This is a genomic window from Stenotrophomonas sp. AC248 (genome assembly GCF_979258185.1).
The window spans coordinates 2,015,962-2,037,551 of record NZ_OZ409840.1; the positions used below are offsets into that span (position 1 = coordinate 2,015,962).

Annotated in this window: 18 protein-coding genes; all 18 read right to left on the bottom strand. The window is 68.0% G+C overall.

All coding sequences use genetic code 11. The features are described 5' to 3' along the window. Positions 1-344: 344 nt before the first annotated feature. Positions 345-2,714, bottom strand: coding sequence for a methyl-accepting chemotaxis protein (locus ACZ0AE_RS09240; protein ID WP_463600901.1), 2,370 nt, complete (start codon positions 2,712-2,714; stop codon positions 345-347). Between the two features lie 96 nt (positions 2,715-2,810). Then, positions 2,811-3,194, bottom strand: coding sequence for a hypothetical protein (locus ACZ0AE_RS09245; protein WP_038688529.1), 384 nt, complete (start codon positions 3,192-3,194; stop codon positions 2,811-2,813). 151 nt (positions 3,195-3,345) lie between these two features. Beyond that, positions 3,346-3,837 carry a chemotaxis protein CheW gene (locus tag ACZ0AE_RS09250; RefSeq protein WP_038688527.1) on the bottom strand — a complete coding sequence of 164 codons (492 nt, stop codon included), beginning with the start codon at positions 3,835-3,837 and terminating at the stop codon, positions 3,346-3,348. Positions 3,838-4,377: 540 nt separating this feature from the next. After that, positions 4,378-5,157, bottom strand: coding sequence for a flagellar brake protein (locus tag ACZ0AE_RS09255; protein ID WP_038688526.1), 780 nt, complete (start codon positions 5,155-5,157; stop codon positions 4,378-4,380). Positions 5,158-5,333: 176 nt separating this feature from the next. Further along, positions 5,334-7,574 carry a methyl-accepting chemotaxis protein gene (locus ACZ0AE_RS09260; protein ID WP_463600902.1) on the bottom strand — a complete coding sequence of 747 codons (2,241 nt, stop codon included), beginning with the start codon at positions 7,572-7,574 and terminating at the stop codon, positions 5,334-5,336. Between the two features lie 811 nt (positions 7,575-8,385). Further along, entirely contained in the window at positions 8,386-10,362 is a 1,977-nt protein-coding gene (locus ACZ0AE_RS09265) for a chemotaxis protein CheA (protein ID WP_463600903.1), read from the bottom strand. A gap of 57 nt (positions 10,363-10,419) precedes the next feature. Then, positions 10,420-10,785, bottom strand: coding sequence for a response regulator (locus ACZ0AE_RS09270; RefSeq protein ID WP_038688521.1), 366 nt, complete (start codon positions 10,783-10,785; stop codon positions 10,420-10,422). Then, on the bottom strand, positions 10,782-11,090 hold the full coding sequence (locus ACZ0AE_RS09275; protein WP_038688519.1) for an STAS domain-containing protein: 309 nt from the start codon (positions 11,088-11,090) through the stop codon (positions 10,782-10,784). Before ACZ0AE_RS09275 ends, ACZ0AE_RS09270 begins: the two co-directional genes overlap by 4 nt. Before the next feature lie 213 nt (positions 11,091-11,303). Then, the gene (locus ACZ0AE_RS09280) at positions 11,304-12,671 is read right to left on the bottom strand and encodes a chemotaxis protein CheW (RefSeq protein WP_463600904.1); all 1,368 of its coding nucleotides are present in this window, start codon (positions 12,669-12,671) and stop codon (positions 11,304-11,306) included. Beyond that, positions 12,668-13,450, bottom strand: coding sequence for a ParA family protein (locus ACZ0AE_RS09285; protein WP_038688515.1), 783 nt, complete (start codon positions 13,448-13,450; stop codon positions 12,668-12,670). The genes ACZ0AE_RS09280 and ACZ0AE_RS09285 overlap by 4 nt, the downstream gene beginning before the upstream one ends. Before the next feature lie 5 nt (positions 13,451-13,455). Then, on the bottom strand, positions 13,456-14,445 hold the full coding sequence (motD, locus tag ACZ0AE_RS09290) for a flagellar motor protein MotD (RefSeq protein WP_038688513.1): 990 nt from the start codon (positions 14,443-14,445) through the stop codon (positions 13,456-13,458). 1 nt (position 14,446) lies between these two features. Beyond that, on the bottom strand, positions 14,447-15,187 hold the full coding sequence (locus tag ACZ0AE_RS09295) for a flagellar motor protein (RefSeq protein WP_038688511.1): 741 nt from the start codon (positions 15,185-15,187) through the stop codon (positions 14,447-14,449). Positions 15,188-15,299: 112 nt separating this feature from the next. After that, positions 15,300-17,099: a chemotaxis protein CheA gene (locus tag ACZ0AE_RS09300; RefSeq protein ID WP_447593450.1), complete on the bottom strand. Its 1,800-nt coding sequence runs from the start codon at positions 17,097-17,099 to the stop codon at positions 15,300-15,302. Between the two features lie 4 nt (positions 17,100-17,103). Continuing rightward, on the bottom strand, positions 17,104-17,718 hold the full coding sequence (locus ACZ0AE_RS09305; RefSeq protein WP_038688507.1) for a protein phosphatase CheZ: 615 nt from the start codon (positions 17,716-17,718) through the stop codon (positions 17,104-17,106). Next, positions 17,718-18,110 (bottom strand): chemotaxis response regulator CheY, encoded by a 393-nt coding sequence (gene cheY, locus ACZ0AE_RS09310; protein WP_038688505.1) that lies wholly within the window; start codon positions 18,108-18,110, stop codon positions 17,718-17,720. Before cheY ends, ACZ0AE_RS09305 begins: the two co-directional genes overlap by 1 nt. A 16-nt stretch (positions 18,111-18,126) precedes the next feature. Continuing rightward, the gene (locus ACZ0AE_RS09315; protein ID WP_038688503.1) at positions 18,127-18,873 is read right to left on the bottom strand and encodes an RNA polymerase sigma factor FliA; all 747 of its coding nucleotides are present in this window, start codon (positions 18,871-18,873) and stop codon (positions 18,127-18,129) included. After that, the gene (locus ACZ0AE_RS09320; RefSeq protein WP_038688502.1) at positions 18,870-19,757 is read right to left on the bottom strand and encodes a MinD/ParA family ATP-binding protein; all 888 of its coding nucleotides are present in this window, start codon (positions 19,755-19,757) and stop codon (positions 18,870-18,872) included. The genes ACZ0AE_RS09315 and ACZ0AE_RS09320 overlap by 4 nt, the downstream gene beginning before the upstream one ends. Continuing rightward, positions 19,744-21,471, bottom strand: coding sequence for a flagellar biosynthesis protein FlhF (gene flhF, locus ACZ0AE_RS09325; protein ID WP_463600905.1), 1,728 nt, complete (start codon positions 21,469-21,471; stop codon positions 19,744-19,746). The genes ACZ0AE_RS09320 and flhF overlap by 14 nt, the downstream gene beginning before the upstream one ends. Positions 21,472-21,590 lie beyond the last annotated feature (119 nt).

Sequence of the window (21,590 nt, forward strand, 5' to 3'; positions counted from 1 at the left end):
GGTGGCTCTACCGTCCGGGGCCGTGTGCAGCCGACCAACGGTCGGCTCTACCCTTCGGGACCGTGTGCAGCCACCCATGGGGTGGCTCTACCGTCCGGGGCCGTGTGCAGCCGACCAACGGTCGGCTCTACCCTTCGGGACCGTGTGCAGCCACCCATGGGGTGGCTCTACCGTCCGGGACCGTGTGCAGCCGACCAACGGTCGGCTCTACCCTTCGGGACCGTGTGCAGCCACCCATGGGGTGGCTCTACCGTGGTGGGCGCGGTCATGCGCCCTTGCCAACAAAAAGGCCCCGATGGGTATCGGGGCCTTTTGTCATGCGGGATTACAGGCTGCTGGCGCGCTTAGAACTCCTGCCAGTCGCCGTCGGCCAGTTCGGTGGCGACCGGGCGGGCTGCTGCGCGGCGGACCGGGGCCGGGGCGGCGGCAACCGGGCGTGCGGCACGCGGGGCCGGGGTGGCCACGGCTGCCGGCGGCAGCACCACGTCGTGCGCGTCGAGCTTGAAGATCGACACCGCGTCGCTGAGGTGGCCGGCCTGTTCTTCCATCGAGCGGGCGGCGGCGGTGGCTTCTTCCACCAGCGCGGCGTTCTGCTGGGTGGTTTCGTCCATCTGCACGACGGTCTGGTTGACCTGCTCGATGCCGGCCGACTGTTCCTGCGAGGCGGCGGAAATCTCGGCCATGATGTCGGTCACGCGCTGCACCGAGGCGACGATCTCGCCCATGGTGGCGCCGGCCTTGTGCACCAGCGCCGAGCCGTCGTTGACCTTGCCGACCGAGTCGTCGATGAGGCCCTTGATTTCCTTGGCCGCACCGGCCGAACGCTGGGCCAGGGTGCGCACTTCGGAGGCGACCACGGCGAAGCCGCGGCCCTGTTCGCCGGCACGCGCCGCTTCCACGGCTGCGTTCAGCGCCAGGATGTTGGTCTGGAAGGCGATGCCGTCGATGACCGAGATGATCTCGGCGATCTTCTTGGACGAGGTCTGGATCGCGCTCATGGTGGTCACCACCTGGCCGACCACATCACCGCCCTGGCTGGCCACGCTGTGCGCGCCGATGGCCAGCTGGTTGGCCTGGCGGGCATGCTCGGCGTTCTGGCGCACGGTGGAGGTCAATTCCTCCATCGAGGCCGCGGTTTCTTCCAGGTTGGCCGCCTGCTGTTCGGTGCGGCGCGACAGGTCGCTGTTGCCCGTGGCGATCTCGCTGGCCGCCGAGCTGATGGCCTGGCTGGAGTGCTTGATCTTGGTGACGATGCCGCTGAGCTGTTCGGCGGTGGCATTGGCGTCGTCGCGCATGGTGGCGAACACGCCCTGGAAATCACCGTGCATGCGCACCGTGAGATCCCCCTGCGACAGCGCGGTGAGCAGGCCGGAGATCTGCTCGATGCTGGCCGCGTTGGCGTCCAGCAGGCCGTTGATCTGCTGGGCCAGCTGCAGGAAGAAGCCTTCCTTGCCCTCGGCGCGGATGCGGCCGGACAGGTCGCCGGCGGCGGCCTGGGCAATCACGCGGGCCACTTCGGCTTCGACCAGCGCTTCCGGCGTACGGTCGCGCCACTCGACCACGTGGCCGACGCTCTCGCCTTCTTCGTTGCGGATGGTGGAGACCACCTGGGCGAACTGCGCATCGCCGAACTGCATGGCGCGACGGGCCACGCCGTTCGCCTTGAGGTTGTTCAGCAGGGTGGCATCCATTTCGCCGCGGTGCTCGAGCACGGTCAGCGGACGGCCCACCAGCGAGGTATTGGCATCGAAATCGGGCAGGTGCTTGCGCAGCTCCTCCTGGTACTGCGACAGGCTCTGCTCGAGTGCGCGGTTGGCGTACACGATGTTGAGCTGGTTGTCGGTCAGGTACACGCCGGTGGAGCTGTAATCCAGCGCGGTGCGGATGCGCAGGTTCTCGCGGGCGATGGCCTGGTCGGTTTCGGTGCGCTCGCGCAGGTCGCGCTGCATGCGCTGCATGGCCTGCATCAGGTCGCCGACTTCATCCTTGCGGGTGACGTCGATATGGCCGTCAAGCTTGCCGCCGGCCACGTCATTGGCGACCGACACGGCGCCGCGCATGCTGCCAACCAGCGAGCGGGCAAACAGGTACACCAGCACCAGACCGAGTGCGGCACCGCCGAGCAGGGCGATGATGGTGAGGGTGGCCGAGGCGGCATAGGTCGATTCGGCCTCATCGCGCGAGGCGCGGGCCAGGCGGTTGTCTTCGGCGATCAGTGCTTCCAGCGCCGAGGACGCTTTCAGGTGTTTGGTGCGGGTTTCGCCGACGAAGGTGTCCACGGCGTCATCGGGGAGATCCAGTTCCAGCATCTCGGTGACGGCATCGTAGGAGGCCAGCGAGTCTTTCCAATCCTTGGCGAAGGTGTCAAACAGCTTCTTCTGCTGGGGATTGTCGATCAATTCGGGGTATTTCTTGATGGACAGGTCGATCTTGCCGCGCAGTTCGGCGGCGCGCTTCTTGGCGTCGGCCTTGACGTCGTCGCTGGCGCGGATCAGGCCCTGGTAGGCCGAGTTGCGGTATTCGCCGACCATGCCGCGGATTTCACCGGCGGTGCGGATGCTCTCCATCCGGTGGCCAGCCAGTTCGGTGGTGACGTTGTTGAGCGAGTAAAGCCCGCGATACGCCACGATGCCCTGCAGCAGCATCACCAGCAGGAGGACACCGAAAGTCAGCATCAACTTCGGCATCAGTTTGAGGTTGTTGATCCAGGGCATGGGCGGTGCGATCTCCAGTGGCAAACGCGTCCGGGCGTCGTGCCCGGTTGCAGCGACCACGCCGGCCAGTGCCGGCGTGGCATGGCGTACGGCGGATTACTTGATGTTGGCGAGCTTGAGGCCGGCCGGCGAGCTGACTTCGATTTCAGCACGCGATGCGTCACGGGCGATCTTGCCGATCACGCACACGGTCTTGCCTTCCAGGCTTTCCAGCGGGAAGCTGAACTTGCCGCGGTTGGCGCCGGCGATGCGGGCCGAGAAGGTGTGGCGCGGGAACGCGCCGCCCATGTACAGGAAGGTCGGCTGGCCTTCGGAGCCTTCGGCGTAGCGGGCCTTTTCGACCTTGCCGCAGACCATGCCGTCCTTGCCGACCGAGCGCGGCGCCATTTCCGGCGGGATCATCTCGGCCGACTGGGCGAAGGCGGACGAGGCAGAGGAGGCGAGGACGGCAACCGAGAACAGCGCAAGCAGGGACTTCATCGGGAAGAATCTCCGGGGGAAATTGGACGAGTTGGCCCGGCCTTGGGCAGCCCTACACAGCCGGGTCCTGAAGCAGCTATCGGCCGTCGCGCAGGGAACTGAAGAACTTTTTTCACAACCCGGTCGAATCGACCGGGATGGCGGGGCACGATCAGGCGGCGGCGTCTTCGACCTGGGCCGGCTGGCCCATGTCGGCGCTGTCGAGCAGGGTTTCGATATCCAGCAGGATCAGCATGCGATCGTCCTGGGTGCCGATGCCGGAGATGAAGCGGGTATCGACGGCGGCGCCAAACTCGGGGGTGGGGCGGATCTGGTCGGCGTTGAGCGGGATGACGTCGGAGACGCTGTCGACGACGATGCCGACGACGCGGTCTTCGACGTTGAGCACGATCATGACGGTGAAGGCGTCATACGTGGCCTTTTCCAGGCGCAGCTTGAGGCGCAGGTCGATGACCGGGACGATGGTGCCGCGCAGGTTGATGACACCCTTGATGTAATCGGGGGCATCGGGCACGCGGGTGACCGAGTCGTAGCCACGGATTTCCTGGACCTTGAGGATGTCCACGCCGTAGTGCTCGGCGCCGAGGGTGAAGCTGAGATACTCGCCACCGCTGCTGGCGGCGTTGGGGTTGCTGTCGTTCATGGAAGGAATCCTGGGTCGGGCGTGGCGGTAAGGAAAAACCGGGCGTCACGCTCAATATCGGCCTGGAGTCGGGCGACTTTAGACGGGGTGTGGTTGGCTGTTTTCAGCGATTCGCTGCTGATGGACGGCGGGCGGTGCCAGGCCCTGCCGGGACACGCCGTAAATCCATCCCTGGAGGCTCGTGGGCGCCATCCATGGCGCCCAACGGTCCCGGCAGGGCCTGGCACCGCCCGCCCCACAGGTCCCGTGATCGGTTGGATAAAGCCGCGTGGGTGGGGAGGGGTAGTGCCGAGCGTTGCTCGGCACCCACACCCACCCCTCAGGCGCTGCGTGCTCTTGATCTCAACACGGCGAAAGCCATCTGTGCTGGGTTGGTACGGGTGGGTTGGCGGGACCGTTGGGCGCCATGGATGGCGCCCACGAGCCTCCAAGGATGGATTCACGGCGTGTCCCGCCAACCCACCCGTACCGACCCACTCCAACAGACCGAACCGCCGCAGTTGCAGTTGCAGTTGCCGTTGCTCCAAAAAAGCAGCCCGCCTAAATTTCCCCATTTTTGCGGGCGCTGCGCTGGCGGTCGATGCGGAAGATGTAGCGCTGGATCGCACTGTCGCCCCCGCGTGGCAGCGAATCGAAACGCATCCCCACGCGCTTCATCTCCACCCCGTTCGGCAGCTTCACCGCCAACTGATTGCACACGATCAACGCGATCTGCAGCGGCCCGCCCTCCGGCATGTCCAGCCGTGCGTCATACCGCTTCTGCAGCGCGAACACATTGCAGTCTACCGGCACCGTCACCGCCAGCCCGCCGCCACTGATGTCCACCACCCGCAGACTCAACGCCTCGCTGCGGTCCTCGTTGATCGGGAACAGCAACTGCGGAGAATCGGTGATCGGCGTCTCCAGACGGTACAGCTCCCGACGCTGCAGATGCACCAGCTCGCTCGGGAACGCTACCCGGAACGCCACATGGTGCGTACTGCCCACGCGCTCCAGATGGTCCAGCCGGAAACGTACCATCACCTTGTCCAGCTGCGCGAAGCACAGCAGGTGCCCAGCCTCTTCCGCCGCCCGGTTCGCCGGCTCGGACGGACTGCCGTCCAGCAGCAGCATGTCCTCGTCTTCGTCCAGCTCCAGGATCGCCGTCGGGAACGACTGGTCCCGCCCGCCCAGATGCGCATTGATCAACGAGCGCTGGTCGATCAATGCCTGCAGCAATTGACGGATCTGCCGGGGATTGCGGACCAGGTAACGATCGTCCGCGCCGTCGTCGTGCGCGGCGTGGTCGTCGTCGTGTGCCTCAAAGCTGCCTTCGGACATGGATGCGTGCTGAATAGAGTGGGCGCCGCCGGCGATTTTACCGGGGCTCTGTCCGTTTATCGGCAGCGGTTCACATTAATGTAGGGCCAATCCGTGTAGATCAGCTCGGCCGCCCCAAACGCACGACACCCCGCCGAAGCGGGGTGCCGTGGACACGCATCACAGGGCAGGGCGGATCAGAACTCCTGCCAGTCGCCTTCGTTGGCCAGCACCGGCTCGCGCACCGCGGCACGGCGCACCGGCGCTGCCGCTGCACGCGCACGCGGGGCCGCAATGGCCGGGGCACGGCTGCTGGCCGCCGGCGCGCTCGCCACCGGGGCCGCCTGGCCGTCCAGCTTGAACAGTGCCACGGCGTCGGTCAGGTGGCCGGCCTGCTCTTCCATCGAACGGGCGGCGGCGGTGGCTTCTTCCACCAGCGCGGCGTTCTGCTGGGTCGTTTCGTCCATCTGGGTGATGGTCTGGTTGACCTGCTCGATGCCCGCCGACTGTTCCTGCGAAGCGGCGGAAATCTCGGCCATGATGTCGGTCACGCGCTGTACCGACGCCACGATCTCGCCCATGGTCTCGCCGGCCTGGTTGACCAGCGCCGAGCCTTCGGCAACCTTGCCCACCGACTCGTCGATCAGGCCCTTGATCTCCTTGGCCGCACTGGCCGAGCGCTGGGCCAGGGTGCGTACTTCGGAGGCCACCACGGCGAAGCCGCGGCCCTGTTCGCCCGCACGCGCCGCTTCCACCGCCGCATTCAGCGCCAGGATGTTGGTCTGGAAGGCGATGCCGTCGATCACGGTGATGATGTCGGCGATGCGGCGCGAAGAGGCGTCGATCTCGTGCATGGTGCTGACCACGCGGCCGACCACGTCGCCGCCCTGGCTGGCCACGCCGTGCGCGCCGATCGCCAGCTGGTTGGCCTGGCGGGCGTGTTCGGCGTTCTGACGCACGGTGGAGGTCAGTTCCTCCATCGAGGCGGCGGTTTCTTCCAGGTTGGCGGCCTGCTGCTCGGTACGGCGCGACAGGTCGTTGTTGCCCGAGGCGATTTCGCCGGCGGCGGTGCTGATGCTGGACGATGCGTGCTGGATGCGGCCCACGATCTGGGTCAGCTGGGCGACGGTGGTGTTGGCGTCGTCACGCATGCTGGCGAACACGCCGTGGAATTGGCCCTGCATGCGTGCGGTGAGGTCGCCGTTGGCGATCGACTGCAGCAGGTGCGACAGCTGCGACAGGTTGCCGTCGGCCACTTCCATCATGGTGTTGAGGTGCTCGATCATCACCCGGAAATCGTGATCGAAGCGCAGCGCATCGCCACGCTGGGTGAAATCACCGGCCGCGGCGGCCTGGGCCAGCGACTGGATCTGGGTGTTGATGGCCAGCAGGCTGGCCTTAGCCGCGTCCATCGATTCGTGCAGGATCGCGCGGCTGCCGGGCAGGCGGCGGGCATTGGGCGACAGGTCACCGGCGGCGTACTGGTTCAGCACGGCGATGGCGTCCTTGATCGCATCCAGGTGGTCGAACACCACCGTGTTGGTGCCCACGGCCAGCTCGCCGTACACGCCCGGGAAGTCGGTGGGCATGCGGTGCGAGATATCCGGGCCGGCATGCATCGCGGCCATCTGCCGGGTTTCTTCGGAATAGCGGCGCAGCATGCTGGTCATTTCGCCGGTGGCGGCCAGCATCTGCCCGGCCTCGTCGGCGCTGGTGGCGCGGATGGTGACGCTCAGGTCGCCACGGGCCACCGACTTGATGGCATGCACGGCCTGGCCCAGCGGGCGGGTGATGATGCGCGAGATCATGAAGGCCAGGGCGGCGGCCACCAGCGACAGCAGCACCATGCAGCTGATGATGGCGATCACGCTGGTGCGGTGGGTGGCGTTGGCCGCGGCGATCTTGCTTGCCATCAGGCCGTTGCTGAACGCACCGAGCGCCTTGAGGTCGTCGAACAGCTGGCGACGGGCCGGGCGCGACTTCTCGTCGGACACCTGGCGGGCCAGCGCCCCATCACCGGCGGCGACGGCGGCGCGCAGTTCGACGTTGGCGGCGAAGTAGGCATCGGTGTCGGCGGACACCTTGGCGAACAGGGCACGCTCGCGCTCACCGGCCGGCAGTGCCGCGTAGGCAGCCAATTCGTCGCGGACCACCTTGGCGGTGGTCTCCATGCGCTTGTTGTAGTCGGCCACCTTTTCCGGCTGGTCGAACATGCTCACCTGCGCCATTTCGTAGGTGCGGAACTCACCCAGCTGCGAGCGCACTTCGCCCAGATGCTGCACCGACGGAATATCGTTGCTGGCCATCGCGCCCAGTTCGGCGTTGGCGCCATTGAGGCGAACCAGCGCGAAGGCGCCGAGGATGACGGTCATCAGGGTGGTGAGGGTAAAGCCCACGGCCAGTTTGCGGGCGATGGGCAGATCGTGGAACCACTTCATGGCAGGAACTCCGGGCAGGGCAGTGGCGCGCAGCCGTGGGGGCGCTGGGCGTGAGGTCGTGGCGAATGCGGGATGGGGCGAGGGGCGCGTGACGAAGAAGTCAACGCTCTCCCGAAATAGCGGCGACGCAACGCCGCAACTTGAGTGTTCGATGTCACATTTTTTCGCGGCGTGCAGCCGCGCCTCACAAACCCGCATTGGTTGCATAAGCAAGCAACCGCAAGGCTTTCGATTCGCGGCTCAAGGAGGCGGCTCAGTACGCCAACGTATCGCCGCCGATCAAGATCACAGTTTCAAAAAAGGCGCGTAACGGACAGGCCCGGCCGGAGGCAAATCACCCGGTAGTGCCGGCCGCTGGCCGGCAACCAGGAAACCCCCAGCACCCGGTAGTGCCGGCCGCTGGCCGGCAACCAGGAAACCCGCAGCAATGGGTAGTGCCGGCCGCTGGCCGGCAACCCCATGGACCCCAGCCGACAACGCGAGGAGCCGGCCAGCGGCCGGCACTACCGGGTGGCAAGCGGGATGAGGAGCCGGCCAGCGGCCGGCACTACCGGGGGGCAAGCGGGATGAGGAGCCGGCCAGCGGCCGGCACTACCGGGGGGCAGGCGGAATGAGGAGCCGGCCAGCGGCCGGCACTACCGGGGGTGGCAGGCGGAATGATCGGGGATGCAGACGAAGGCCGCGGACTCACAAACGAGGAGCCCCCGCTAGTAGCGGGGGCGCGCCGACAGGCGGGGGGTGTTGGGTGCTGATGAGGCCGCGCCCAAGGTTTGCAACGCAAACCTTGGGGATCCTTCGCGATCGCGAATGATCAAGCCGCCTGTGGCATCCGCAACGACCGCACCAGGCCACCGATATCCACGATCAGCGACACCCGGCCATCGCCCAGGATGGTGGCACCGGACACGCCACTGATGCGGCGGTAGTTGTTCTCGATGTTTTTGACCACCACCTGCTGCTGGCCGACCAGTTCGTCCACTTCCAGCGCGATCTTCTGGCCATCGCCTTCGACCACCACCACCAGCGAGTCGTCCTTGGTGCGCCCGCCGAACCCGTAGTACTCGCTGAGCGAGAGGATCGGCAGGTACTCGCCACGGACGCGCAGCACGCGGCCTTCGCCGGCCATGGTGCGTACGTCTTCGGGCTGCGGCTGCAGGGCTTCAAGCACGTAGGCCAGCGGCAGGATCACCGTTTCACCGGCCACCGCCACGGTCATGCCGTCGAGGATGGCCAGGGTCAGCGGCAGCCGGATCAGCACGCGGGTGCCATTGCCGGCCTTGCTTTCCAGCTGTACTTCGCCACCCAGCGCCTGGATGTTGCGGCGGACCACGTCCATGCCCACGCCACGCCCGGACAGGTCGGTGACCGCGTCGGCAGTGGAGAAGCCCGGCTGGAAGATGAGGTCCCAGACCTGGGCGTCGGTGGGGTTGTCGGGCACGCTCAAGCCGCGCTCGAGGGCCTTGGACAGGATCTTGTCGCGGTTCAGGCCGCGGCCGTCGTCGCTGACTTCGATCACGATGTGGCCGCCCTGGTGCGAGGCCGCCAGGGTGATCGTGCCGGTCTCGTCCTTGCCGGCGTCGCGGCGGACGTCGGGCATTTCCAGGCCGTGGTCGATCGAGTTGCGGACCAGATGCACGAGCGGATCGGCGATCTTCTCGATCAAGCCCTTGTCCAGCTCGGTGCCTTCGCCGATGGTGCGCAGGCGCACGTGCTTGCCCAGGCGCGAGGACAGGTCGCGGACCAGGCGCGGGAAGCGGCGGAACACCGCATCCACCGGCAGCATGCGCACGCCGATGACCGCTTCCTGCAGGTCGCGGGTGTTGCGCTCGAGCAGGTCCAGACCAGCGAACAGCTGTTCGGCATGCACCGGGTCCAGTGCGTGCGAGACCTGCTTGAGCATGGCCTGGGTGATGACCAGTTCGCCGACCAGGTTGATCAGGGCATCGACCTTTTCCACGGCGACGCGGATCGAGGTTTCTGCTTCATGTGCGGTAGCGGCAGGCGCGGCGGCAGCCGGCGTGGCCGCAGCCGGTGCCGGGGCAGCCGCAGGAGCCGCGGGGGCGCTGGTGGCCAGGCTGGGCGGTGCGGCCGGACGGATGTCCAGTTCGCAGTCGTCCACCACCCAGGCGAAGGTGTCTTCGATCTTGCTGCGCGGCACCTTGCCGACCAGGCCCAGGTCCCACGCCAGGTGAGCTTCAAGCGGGTCGAGCTGGTCGAAGCCGGGCAGGCGGTCCAGCCGCGCGGCCACCTGCAGCGACCCCAGGTGCTCCAGTTCGCGGATGATGCGCAGCGGGTCGTTGCCACTCATGAACAGCGACGGCGAGGGCACGAAGCCGATCTGCCACGCTTCGGGGGTGTCATCCACCTTGGCCGCGGCCACCGGTGCGGCGGCCGCCGCCTGGCCGGACAGTACCGCTTCCAGGCGTGCCTTGATCGCCGCCACAGCCTGCGGGTCCGCCGGCTGGCCGTGCTCGGCTTCGCGCAGCAGGGCGCGCAGCACGTCCACCGAGGACAACATGGCGTCCACCGCGGTGGCTTCCAGGGCGCGCTTGCCGGCGCGCAGTTCGTCCAGCAGGGTTTCCAGCACGTGGGTCAACGCGGCGATCGCGTCGAAGCCGAAGGTGCCGGCGCCGCCCTTGATGGAATGCGCGGCGCGGAACACCGAATTGATGATTTCCGGGTCCTGCTGGCCCGATTCAAGCGCCAGCAGGCCAGCCTCCATTGCATCCAGCCCCTCGCGGCTTTCTTCAAAGAACGTGGCGTGGAAACGTTGCAGATCCATGCTCATGGTGCGTGGGGTCCGGTTGCGAAGGGAGGGAGGGTGGTGCGGTGGGGCGCGCTGGGATCAGCCCAGCACTTTCTGCACGGTGGCGACCAGCTGTTCGGGATTGAACGGCTTGACCAGCCAGCCGGTTGCGCCGGCGGCCTTGCCTTCGGACTTCTTGTCGGCGGCCGATTCGGTGGTCAGCATCAACATCGGGGTGAACTTGTAGTCGGGCAGCTGGCGCAGCTCGCGGATCAGCGAGATGCCGTCCATGTTGGGCATGTTGACGTCGGTCACCACCGCGTTGAAGCGCTGGCCCTTGGCCCGGCCCAGTGCGACGGCACCATCTTCGGCCTCTTCGACCGAGAAGCCGGCCGAGGTGAGGGCGAAAGAGACCATCTGGCGCATCGACGCCGAGTCGTCCACCACCAAGATTCGTGCGCTCATGCAGCGTTCTCCACAGATTTCAGGTTGTCATGGGTTGCGTCCAGGCCGAGGGCCTGGGTGAGGCCGAGCAGTCGCGCGGCATCACGGAAGGTGGCAGTGCAACCGTCGAATCCGGTCGGGTGGCCTGCCTGGCGGCGGGCGTCGACGAATGCGCACAGGACCTGCATTGCTGCGGTGTGGATACGGCTTACCTGGCTGGCATCCAGCGTCAGGTCGCCGGCCTGGTCCACCAACGGGGCCAGGCGGGTTTTCAGCTCGGTGCTGGTCTCGATTCCGAGATCACCACCCAGGGCAACAGTGCTCATGTTTGCTCCGGACAAACGGTTCCGAGAGAGATAACGGCCCAAACCCACAAAGCTTTAGGGGCGCGCCGGGGGATCTTCATCGTTCTGTCGGGTGGCGTGGCGGGTAGCGCCACCCCATGGGTGGCTGCCAGGCAACGGCATGGCAAAAGGCGTTTGCCAGGCCGTCACGGCGTCGGACCGGACGGCAGCCGCCCCAAGAGGTGGCTCTACCGCTCAGTTCAGCAGTTGCGTGGCGTCCAGCAGGATCATCGGCTGGGCGCTGATGCGGGCCACGCCACGGAACAGGTCGTTGGAAATCTGGCAGATGCGCGCGGTATCGGGCGGCTCGATCTGCGAGTCGGTGAGGTTGGCCACGTCTTCCACGGCCGACACGCGCAGGCCCATGGTTTCGCCATCTTCCTCGAGCACCACGATGCGGGTGTTGGCGTCTTCCTGGGCCGGGCCGGCGCCCAGGTGGATGCCCAGGTCCATCACCGGTACCACCTGGCCGCGCAGGTTCATGATGCCGAGCATGGCGTCGGCGGTACCGCGCAACGGCAGCAGCGGCACCGGCAGCACCACTTCCTGCACCTTGAGCAGTTCCAGTGCGTAGGCCTGGGCGCCGCAACGCAGGCGCAGCCAGCGCGAGGTGCGCTCGCTGGCCCGACGGTTCTCGCGCGGGCTGGAGGCGGGATTGCGCGCCTGAGCCTGCAGTTCCTGCCAGCTGCCTGGGCGAGTGTGAGCCGGCGCGGGCGCGGCGCTGCGGGCGCTCGGGGCACTCATCGGCATCGGTGGGGGCATGGCGCGGGCGGCGGGTGTCGGGGCGGGGGCGGGAACAGGGCGGGCAGGGGCGACCGGTGCTGCCACCGCTGCGACGGCCGGCGCATTGTCGTGCAGCACATCGTCGGGAAGGTCGTCCCAACTCGGCCTGCCCGCGTCCGCGCCTGCAGTCGCAGCGGGGAGCGCCGCGACCGGCGGACCGAGCGCGGGATCGTTCATCAGCTCGTCGAGCAGCGCCAGATTGGCCGGCGCGCCGGGGGAGGTTGGGGTGTCGTGGACGGTCGCGAGGGTGTCGACCGGGGGGCCGAGCGCGGGATCGTTCATCAGCTCGTCGAGCAGCGCCAGATTGGCCGGCGCGCCGGGCGAGGTCGGGGTGTCGTGGACGGTCGCGAGGGTCTCGACCGGCGGGCCGAGCGCGGGGTCGTTCATCAGCTCGTCGAGCAGGGCGAGGTTGGCGGGCGCGCCGGGCGAAGTCGGGGTGTCGTGCACGGTCGCGAGGATGTCGACCGGAGGGCCGAGCGCGGGATCGTTCATCAGCTCGTCGAGCAGGGCCAGGTTGGCCGGCGCGCCCGGGGCGGTGGGGGTGTCGAACTGCGCTGCGGGTGCGGGCGCGTCGCTGTCCGGATCGGTGCCGGCATCGGCCAGCGCGTGGCGGGCGAACTCGGCGCTGATCGCACGGGCCACGCCATCGGCTTCGGCGTCGTCCTGCGCGGCCATCGCGGCGGTCGGCGGGGTCGATACGTCGGCCTGCACCGGTGCCGCCGGCACGGCATCACCCAGCAGTTGTTCCAGGTAGTCGTCGAGCACGCCGGCGGTGTTCATGCCGCGCGCTCCATCTGCAGTGCGTCGTCGGCCATGATCCATTCCAGGGCACGGCGGTACGCCGCCAGGCCACGGCCGGGGTAGTCGTCGGACTGCGCCGGAATGGTCAGGCTGGCGGCATTGCAGATGCGGGTGTCGACCGGAATCGCGTCTTCCCAGACGCGGTGGCCGTGCGTGTCCTGCATCAGCTTGACGGTTTCGTTGCCGGCGCGGGTGCGGCGGTCGAACAGGGTCGGCAGGATTGACATCGGCAGCGGGCGGCGGCGCGAGCGTTCGACCATCTCGCCGGTCCGCACCATGCCGTCCAGGCCGTGCAGCGCGAGCGGTTCGGCCTGGGTCGGAATGATCAGGCGGTCGGCGGCGGCCAGCGCATTGATCATCAGCAGGCCCAGCGTGGGCGCGCAGTCCAGCAGGATGTAGTCGTGCTGGCCCTGGTGGCGGGCAAAGGCGTTCTGCAGGGCCAGGCCGAGCCCGGGCTGGTTGGCGCTGCGCCGTTCCAGGGTGGCCAGCGCGGCCTGCGCGCACACGTAATCCAGGCCGGGAATATCGCTGTGGCGGCTGAGCGAGGACAGCTCGGCCGGCGGCGCGCCGAACAGTTCCAGCACGCCCTGCGGCGGCGGGTCCAGCGGCACGCCGAAGGCGCGGGTCAGCGACGAATGCGGATCAAGATCGATCAGCAGCACACGGTGGCCCAGGGTGGCCAGGCCACGGCCCAAGGCCAGGCTCGTGGTGGTCTTGCCCACGCCGCCCTTCTGATTGGCGATTGCCCAGATGCGCATTCGGTTCACTCCTTCATTGCAGGGGAGACGGCGGCGCCCACACGGCTGCCGGCCGGCACCGGTGGCAACTGCACCGGTGCGATGGGGGTTACGGAGGGGGTCTTGCCGGGCGTGGCCGGGTCCGATTCGGCGGTCAACTGCGGCCCGATCGGATCCACGCCTTGGGCGGTGTCGGCCAGGATGATCACCATCACGCGCCGGTTGCGGTTGCGCCCTTCGGCGCTGGCATTGTCTTCGCGCGGGCGGAACTGACCGTAGCCGACCATCGCCAGCCGCGACGGCTGCAGGCCCTGGTCGGCGAACAGGTGGACCACGCTGGCCGCGCGCCCGGCCGAGAGTTCCCAGTTGGAGGGGAACAACGGGGTGGCGATCGGAATGTTGTCGGTGTGGCCTTCCACGCGGACGCCGTTGGGCGCCTCGCGCAGCACCTGGGCCAGCTTGGACAGGGTGTCGCGTGCGTGCACGTCCAGCGTGGCCGAGCCGGTGGGGAACAGGATGTCACTGTTGATCTCCACCTCGATCCACAGCTCGGTACGACGCACGGTGATCATGCCGCGCTCGATCAGCGGCGCCAACGTGGCGGTGAGCTTGTCGGCAATGGTATTGAGCTGGCGCTCGGCGCGTTGCAGCTGTTCCTGGTTGCGCACCGAGACCGGCATGCGCATCTGCGAGGCCATCGCCGGCAGCAGGGTGGGGTCGTTGGACGGGGCCGGCGCGGCCGGGCCGACGCGGTTGCCGGCCTTGATCACCGACGGGCTGTCCCAGCCGCCGCCCTGCACCTGCTGGTTGCCCACCTGCACCGGGTTGATGGTGCGCGGCGCGCCGCCGAAGGCGGTGGTCAGCGCATCGGCCATCACCCGGTACTTGCCTTCGTTGAGCGAGGAGATGGCGTACATCACCACGAAGAAGGCGAGCAGCAGCGTCATGAGGTCGGCATAGGGAATGGCCCAGGCCTCATGGTTGGCATGCTCTTCGTGATGCTTGCGACGGGCCATGTCAGTGCAGGAACCCGGAGAGGTTGGTTTCGATGTTGCGCGGGTTTTCGCCCTGCGCGATCGAGATCAGGCCTTCGATGATCATTTCGCGGTCGCGGCTGTTGTGGTGGATCACGCTCTTCAGCTTGGCCGACACCGGCAGGAACAGCAGGTTGGCCGAGGCGATGCCGTAGATGGTGGCGGTGAACGCCGCGGCGATGCCGTGGCCGAGCTTGCTCGGGTCGGCCAGGTTCTTCATCACCGCGATCAGGCCCAGCACCGCGCCGATGATGCCCAGGGTGGGGGCGTAGATGCCCATGCCCTCGAACACCTTGGACGCGGCCAGGTCCTGGTGCTCCTGACTGCTCAGTTCGATTTCCATCATGTGGCGGATGGTTTCCGGCTCCACGCCATCCACCAGCAGTTGCAGGCCCTTGCGCAGGAACGGGTCGTTCTGTGCGTCCACCTGGGCTTCCAGGCCGAGCAGGCCCTGGCGGCGGGCGATGTTGCTCCATTCCACGATCTGCTTGATCAGCTCGTGGCGGTCGCTGCTGGGCGGCAGGATGACCCAGCGCACAATCTTGAAGGCGTGCTTGAACACCGCCGGCGAGGTGTGCAGCAGGATGGAGGCGATGGTGCCGACGATCACGATCACGAAGGCGGCCGGCGACCACAGTGATGCCAGGCCGGCTCCCTTGAGGATGCTGCCGCCGACCAGTGAGGCCAGGGCGAGGAAAAGTCCGATGAGGCTGAGTCTGTCCATGGGTCCGTTATCGGCGTATGTGAATGGGACTTGAGATGCCGAAGGAATCCGGTGGGGCGGCGGTCACAGTTTTGGAGGAAGCAGCCGGGCAGAGCCCGGCTCTACAAGGCGGTTAGCGGAGGCCGTCCACGTCCAGGATCAGCGACATGCGGCCGTCGCCGATCAGGGTGGCACCGGCGTAGCCGCGCAGGCCGCGCAGTGCCTTGGGCAGCGGTTTGATCACCACTTCCTCGCGGCCCCGCACCTGGTCCACCACCAGCCCGAAGCGGGCTTCGCCGGCCTGCAGCACCACGATGGTGAGCAGCGACGAGGCGGCCGGTGCGACGGCCAGCCAATGGCGCAGGTCCACCAGCGGCAGCGTGTGCGACTTGCGGTCGAGCACGGCGCGGCCGTCGAACCAGCCCAGCGAGGTGTTTGGCGCGTGCAGCACTTCCATCACGCGGGCCAGGGGCAGGGCATAGACGTCTTCGCCGGCCTGCACCAGCAGGGTGGGCAGGATCGCCAGGGTGAGCGGGACGCGGATCATGAAGCGGCTGCCGCGGCCCAGCTCGGACTGGATCTGGATCTGGCCGCTGAGCTCGCGGATGCGCGACTGCACCACGTCCATGCCGACGCCACGGCCGGAAATGTCGGTGACTTCCTGCTTGGTCGAGAAGCCCGGCAGGAACACCAGGTGCAGGCATTCCTCGCTGGTCAGGCGGGCCGCCGCTTCCGGATCGATCAGGCCCTTTTCGCGCGCCTTCTGGCGCAGCCGTTCGGGATCGATGCCGGCGCCGTCGTCCTGCACTTCAATGCTGACGTAGTCGCCTTCCTGCTGCGCCGACAGCCGCACGTGGCCGCTGCGCGGCTTGCCCTGGGCTTCACGCAGGTCGGGGGTTTCCACGCCGTGGTCGATGGCGTTGCGCACCAGGTGCACCAGCGGGTCGGCCAGGGCCTCGACCAGGTTGCGGTCGAGCTCGGTTTCAGCGCCGACCAGCTCCAGTTCCACTTCCTTCTTCAGGTTGCGCGCCACGTCGCGCGCCACCTTGGGGAAGCGCGAGAACACCTTGCCCACCGGCTGCATGCGGGTGCGCATCACCGCCGACTGCAGGCGCGCGGTGGCGATGTCCAGGGTGGAGACGGCGCGGTCGAGTTCTTCGTCGTGCAGGCGCGCACGCAGGGTCTTGAGGCGGTTGCGTGACAGCACCAGTTCGCCGATCAGGTTGACGATGGCGTCCAGGCGCTTGGTGTCCACGCGCACGGTGTGCTCGGCCTCGGCCACCGGCTTGTTGGCGGCCGGCTTGGCCGGCGGTGCGGCCGGTGCGCGCGGCGGCGGGGCGGCCGCGACTGCGGGCTTGGCGCCGGGCACGGCGCCGCCGTGCAGCTGGTCGAGCAGGGCTTCAAATTCGTCTTCGCCGATCAGACCGTCGTCGGCCTTCCTGGCCACCGCTGCCGGGGCAGCGCCGCCGTGCAGGGTGTCGAGCAGTGCTTCGAACTCGTCTTCGCTGATCAGTTCGCCGGTGGCCGGCGTCGCGGCAGCGGCCGGGGTGGCCGGGCCGTTGACGTCGAACTGTGCGATCAGCTCCGGCGGCGCGTAGCCCGGCTCGGTACCGGCCGAGACCGAATCCAGCATCGACTGCAGGTAATCCAGCGATTGCTGGGCGGCGTCGAAGTGGTGGGCCTGCAGCGTGGCCTTGCCGGAGCGGGCCATGCCCAGGGTTTCCTCGGCGGCATGGCACAGCTCGACCATGGCCTGGATGCCGAGGAAGCCGGCACCGCCCTTGAGCGTGTGGAAGCCGCGGAACACCGCATTGAGCTGGTCACTGTCCTGGGGCGACTGCTCCAGCGACACCAGCTGTTCGCCAAGGCGGTCCAGGATTTCCTGGGCCTCGAGGATGAAATCGGCGGCAATATCGTCTGGAACAGCGCTCATGGTGTTACAGCCCCAAATCCGAAAGCAGGTCGTCAGCATCCACCTGTGAAACCTGGTGACGGTCCAGGCCACTCACGGCCGGGCCGGCCAGGCCGTTGTCACGCTTGTGCGCGGTGTCGTCCTGCGGCGGCAGGCCGAGTGCGCCAAACCCTTCATGCACGCGACGCACGATCCCCACCACGCGGCGGATGATCTGCCCGGTGAGGTCCTGGTAGCTCTGGGTAAGGGCGATCTCGGTGAGGTTGTGGCGGATCCGGTCCAGCTGCTGGTCCTGGTCGGCGGTGAGGCCGTTGGCACGCAGCTGTTCGGTCAGCGCCCGGCATTCCTCGGCCAGGTCCAGGGTGCGGTGGGTGGCCTGTTCGGTCATCGTCACCACGTGGTCCAGGCGCGCGCAGGCATCGTCCAGCTCGCCGGCTTCGCTGGGCAGGCTGGGCAGTTCGCCCAGGGCCTGGCCAAGTTCGCGGGCGAGCCGGTTCAGGCCGGCCATCATCGGCTGGGTACGCAAGGCAGCCAGCGCGTCGATTTCCCGGCGCCAGCCGGCTTCATCGCCGCTTTCCAGCGCAGCCAGGGCGTCCTGCAGGCGCTGGACCAGCGCGGATTTGTCGCGAAGGGTTTCCATCAGGCGCTCGCTGCCAGGCGTTCGAAGATCTTGCCGAGCTTTTCTTCCAGGGTCTGCGCGGTGAACGGCTTGATGATGTAGCCGTTGACGCCGCACTGGGCCGCTTCGATGATCTGTTCGCGCTTGGCTTCGGCGGTCACCATCAGCACCGGCAGGGTCTTCAGCTTGGCGTCGGCGCGGATCGCCTTGAGCAGGTCGATGCCGGTCATCACCGGCATGTTCCAGTCGGTGACCACGAAATCGAACGGCTGGCTCTGCAGCAGCGACAGCGCGGCATGCCCGTCCTCGGCTTCGGCCGTATTGGTGAAGCCCAGATCGCCCAGCAGGTTCTTGACGATACGACGCATGGTCGAGAAATCGTCGACGATCAGGATACGCATGTTCTTGTTCAAAGCACTTTCCTCGGTATCAAGTGTTCGCGAGGCCGGCGTCGGCCGCCTCGAAGATCTTCAATCGGCCCCGCAGGCGCAGCACGGCCTGGCCGTGGATCTGGCACACGCGTGACTCGCTGACGCCCAGCACGGCGCCGATCTCTTTCAGGTTCAGTTCCTGCTCGTAGTACAGCGACAGCACCAGCTGTTCGCGTTCGGGCAGCAGGCCGATCGCATTGCCCAGTTCGCGGCCGAATTCGCCACGCTCCAGCACCTGCTGCGGGGTCGGGCCACCCTGGGCGACGGTGTCCAGCTCGCCCTGGTCCTCGATCCGCGATTCCAGGCTCAGCACCTGGCCGCGTGCGGCGTCTTCCATCAGGCGCAGGTAGTCCGGCAGCGGCATGTCCATGGCGGCGGCCACTTCGGTGGCGCTGGCGGCACGGCCGGTGCTCTGCTCCAGGCGGCGGATGGTGGACGCGGCGTCGCGGGCGCGGCGGTGCACCGAACGCGGTACCCAGTCGCCCCGGCGGATCTCGTCGATCATCGAGCCGCGGATGCGGATCGAGGCATAGGTTTCGAACGAGGCGCCCTGGTCGGCGTCGTAGCTGCGCGAGGCTTCGATCAGGCCCATCATGCCGGCCTGGATCAGGTCATCCACTTCCACGCTGGCCGGCAGGCGCGCGGCCAGGTGGTGGGCGATGCGGCGCACCAGGTCCGAATGCTGGGCAATGCATTCGTTGGCGGCGGTGCGTTGCACCTCTTTGTATTGTGCGGCGCCTTTCATGCGGTCACCCCGCGTTGCTTGAGGATGCGTTCCAGGAAGAATTCGACCCCACCACGCGGCTCGGTCGGGGCCTGCCAGCGGGCGGTGCGGCGGGCGATCTCGGTGATCGCCTGGGCGGCCGGGCTGGACGGGTAGGCCTTGACCACCGGCTGCTGGCGCTGCACCGACAGGCGCAGCCAGTCATCCTGCGGCACGCAGCCGAGGTAGTTCAGCGACACATCGGCCAGGAACTTCTCGCAGACCCGGGTCAGCTTTTCGTACAGCACGCGGCCCTCGTTGGGGTCGCGCACCATGTTGGCCACCACCTGGATGCGGTCCACGCCGCGTTCCCGCGAGAGCACCTTGATCAGGGCGTAGGCGTCGGTGATCGAGGCCGGCTCGTCGCAGACCACCACCACGGTGTCCTGGGCGGCCTGGCAGAAGGTCAGCACGCCGTCGGTGATGCCGGCGGCGGTGTCCACCACCATGAAGTCCAGCTCGCGCTCCAGTTCGGAGAACACGTTGACCAGGCCCACGTGCTCGGCCGGCTGCAGTTCGGCCATGTGCCGGCGACCCGATGCGGCCGGGACCACCAGCACGCCACCGGGGCCTTCCATGATCACTTCATCCAGGGTGCAGCGCCCGGCGACCAGGTCGGCCAGGGTCAGCTTGGGCTGCAGGCCCAGGATCACATCGATGTTGGCCAGGCCCAGGTCGGCGTCCAGCAGCAGCGTGCGCTTGCCCATGTCGGCGAGCGCCACGGCCAGGTTGGCCGACACGTTGGTTTTGCCCACGCCGCCCTTGCCGCCGGTGACGGCGATGGTGCGCACAGGGCCCAGCGGCTGGCTGCGGGTGGCAGACAACGGGAAGGTCTTGGTCAGCTTGGCGTACTCACGCGACGGCATGGTTCAACTCCGGGTTGCAGGGCATATCGGCCGCGCGGCGCAAATCTTCAAGGCGAAGTACAAGATTGGCGGCACTGGCCCGGTGCAGGTCTTCGGGAACGTCCTGGCCATCGGTGACCCAGGTGATCGGCAGGCGGTGGTCCACGGCCACCGACAGGGCGGTGCCGAAGCGGCCGGTTTCGTCCAGCTTGCTCAGCACCACGCCCTGCGGGTTGGCGGCACTGAAGCGGCGGACCACCTCGTCCATGTCGCCGAAGCTGGTGTTGGCCGGCAGCACCAGCAGGGTGCGGATCTGCTCGGCGGCGCGCAGCCACTGCAGCTGGGCGGCCAGGGCACGGTCGCGCGGGCCCAGCCCGGCGGTGTCGATCAGCACCAGCTTGTAGTCCTGCAGGCGCTCCAGGAGCTGGTTCAGGTCGCTGCCGCTGTTGGCTTCGTGCACCGCGATGCCGAGCTGGCGGCCGAAGCCGTACAGCTGCTCGCGGGCGCCGATGCGGCCGGTATCGGTGGTGACCAGGGCCACGTCGCGGGCGGCATGCTTCTCGGCGAAGCGCGAGGCCAGCTTGGCGATGGTGGTGGTCTTGCCGGCACCGGTCGGGCCGACCAGGGCGATCACACCGCCGGACTCCAGCGGGTCAACCGGGGCGATCGGCAGCTTGCGCGACAGCAGGCCCAGCATCAGCCCGCGGCCACGGTGGGCTTCGGTGTCCAGCGGGATCTGCATGGCCACGTCGCGGCTGATGCCGGCGTCGAAGCCGTATTCGTCCATCAGGTCCAGCGCGGCGGCGCGTACCGGCGACCCGCGCAGGCGCTCGTCGGTGAAGCGATGCATTTCGCGCTCGATGACGTGGCGCATGCCGGCCACTTCATGGCGCAGCTGGCGGATCTCTTCGTCATCGCGCTGCACGACCACCAGTTCGGCGGCGGGCTGCGGCTGGGCCTGCGCCGGTTCCGTGACGGCCGCCGGCGCCGGGTTTTCGACGCGCGTTTCGGCGACGGCGACCAGCGCCTGCGGCACGGCGGCGGCGACGGCCTCGGCGACCGGCAGGGCCGGCGGCACGGTGACGCTGACCGGCAGCGGCGGCATCGCCACGGCGGCAGCCGGCACATGCATCTGGAAGTGCGGTTCGTCGTCCAGCGGCGGGTCGATGATGAAGCGGGCGCGGTTGATCGGCGGGGCGACGGTGGCGACGGCCGGCTCGGCCTGTGCCGGTGCCGGCGACGCGGCGGCGGCCTGCTCGACGTTGAACGGGGCGAAGATCTGTTCCGGCAGCGCGCTCATGCCGGCCGCCGGGGCGGTGGCGGCGCGGGCCAGGGTGGCCGCGAAGCCGCTGCTGCCCGGCGGCGGCACGATCTCGTTGGCGGTGTCCAGGGTACGACCGGTGGCACCCACTGCGGCACGTGCCAGCGCGGCCACCGCAGAGGTGGTGGCGGCCACCGGTTCGGCGGCAACCACGGTCGGCTTGCGACGGGTCACCGCGGCGATCACCGCATCGGCGGCATTGCGCGGTCGCGGCGCCGGGGCCGGGGCCACGTCCTTGCGCGCTGCTTCCAGCGCACGCTGCACCGCACCTTCGTCGTAATTCGCCGCGGCCACGATCTCGACGCCTTCCTCGATCCGCCGGTTCGACAGGATCACCGCATCAGGACCATGTTCCTTGCGCACCAGGTTCATGGCCGAGCGCATATCGGGAGCGACGAAGCGTTTGATTTTCATGCTGTGGTACCGGGACTGGGGCGGCGGGGTGGTGGAAGGGAAGCGCTGGTTGTCGGTGGTCTGCACGGTCCGGGTTTCCCTTTATGTCCTGCTGCGTTGATATCGAAATGGGGGTGTGT

What these genes read in the sequence shown, in the direction of transcription:
- ACZ0AE_RS09240 (WP_463600901.1), bottom strand. Translation starts at nt 2,714, where the DNA reads ATGCCCTGGATCAACAACCTCAAACTGATGCCGAAGTTGATGCTGACT.
- ACZ0AE_RS09245 (WP_038688529.1), bottom strand. Translation starts at nt 3,194, where the DNA reads ATGAAGTCCCTGCTTGCGCTGTTCTCGGTTGCCGTCCTCGCCTCCTCT.
- ACZ0AE_RS09250 (WP_038688527.1), bottom strand. Translation starts at nt 3,837, where the DNA reads ATGAACGACAGCAACCCCAACGCCGCCAGCAGCGGTGGCGAGTATCTC.
- ACZ0AE_RS09255 (WP_038688526.1), bottom strand. Translation starts at nt 5,157, where the DNA reads ATGTCCGAAGGCAGCTTTGAGGCACACGACGACGACCACGCCGCGCAC.
- ACZ0AE_RS09260 (WP_463600902.1), bottom strand. Translation starts at nt 7,574, where the DNA reads ATGAAGTGGTTCCACGATCTGCCCATCGCCCGCAAACTGGCCGTGGGC.
- ACZ0AE_RS09265 (WP_463600903.1), bottom strand. Translation starts at nt 10,362, where the DNA reads ATGAGCATGGATCTGCAACGTTTCCACGCCACGTTCTTTGAAGAAAGC.
- ACZ0AE_RS09270 (WP_038688521.1), bottom strand. Translation starts at nt 10,785, where the DNA reads ATGAGCGCACGAATCTTGGTGGTGGACGACTCGGCGTCGATGCGCCAG.
- ACZ0AE_RS09275 (WP_038688519.1), bottom strand. Translation starts at nt 11,090, where the DNA reads ATGAGCACTGTTGCCCTGGGTGGTGATCTCGGAATCGAGACCAGCACC.
- ACZ0AE_RS09280 (WP_463600904.1), bottom strand. Translation starts at nt 12,671, where the DNA reads ATGAACACCGCCGGCGTGCTCGACGACTACCTGGAACAACTGCTGGGT.
- ACZ0AE_RS09285 (WP_038688515.1), bottom strand. Translation starts at nt 13,450, where the DNA reads ATGCGCATCTGGGCAATCGCCAATCAGAAGGGCGGCGTGGGCAAGACC.
- motD (WP_038688513.1), bottom strand. Translation starts at nt 14,445, where the DNA reads ATGGCCCGTCGCAAGCATCACGAAGAGCATGCCAACCATGAGGCCTGG.
- ACZ0AE_RS09295 (WP_038688511.1), bottom strand. Translation starts at nt 15,187, where the DNA reads ATGGACAGACTCAGCCTCATCGGACTTTTCCTCGCCCTGGCCTCACTG.
- ACZ0AE_RS09300 (WP_447593450.1), bottom strand. Translation starts at nt 17,099, where the DNA reads ATGAGCGCTGTTCCAGACGATATTGCCGCCGATTTCATCCTCGAGGCC.
- ACZ0AE_RS09305 (WP_038688507.1), bottom strand. Translation starts at nt 17,718, where the DNA reads ATGGAAACCCTTCGCGACAAATCCGCGCTGGTCCAGCGCCTGCAGGAC.
- ACZ0AE_RS09315 (WP_038688503.1), bottom strand. Translation starts at nt 18,873, where the DNA reads ATGAAAGGCGCCGCACAATACAAAGAGGTGCAACGCACCGCCGCCAAC.
- ACZ0AE_RS09320 (WP_038688502.1), bottom strand. Translation starts at nt 19,757, where the DNA reads ATGCCGTCGCGTGAGTACGCCAAGCTGACCAAGACCTTCCCGTTGTCT.
- flhF (WP_463600905.1), bottom strand. Translation starts at nt 21,471, where the DNA reads ATGAAAATCAAACGCTTCGTCGCTCCCGATATGCGCTCGGCCATGAAC.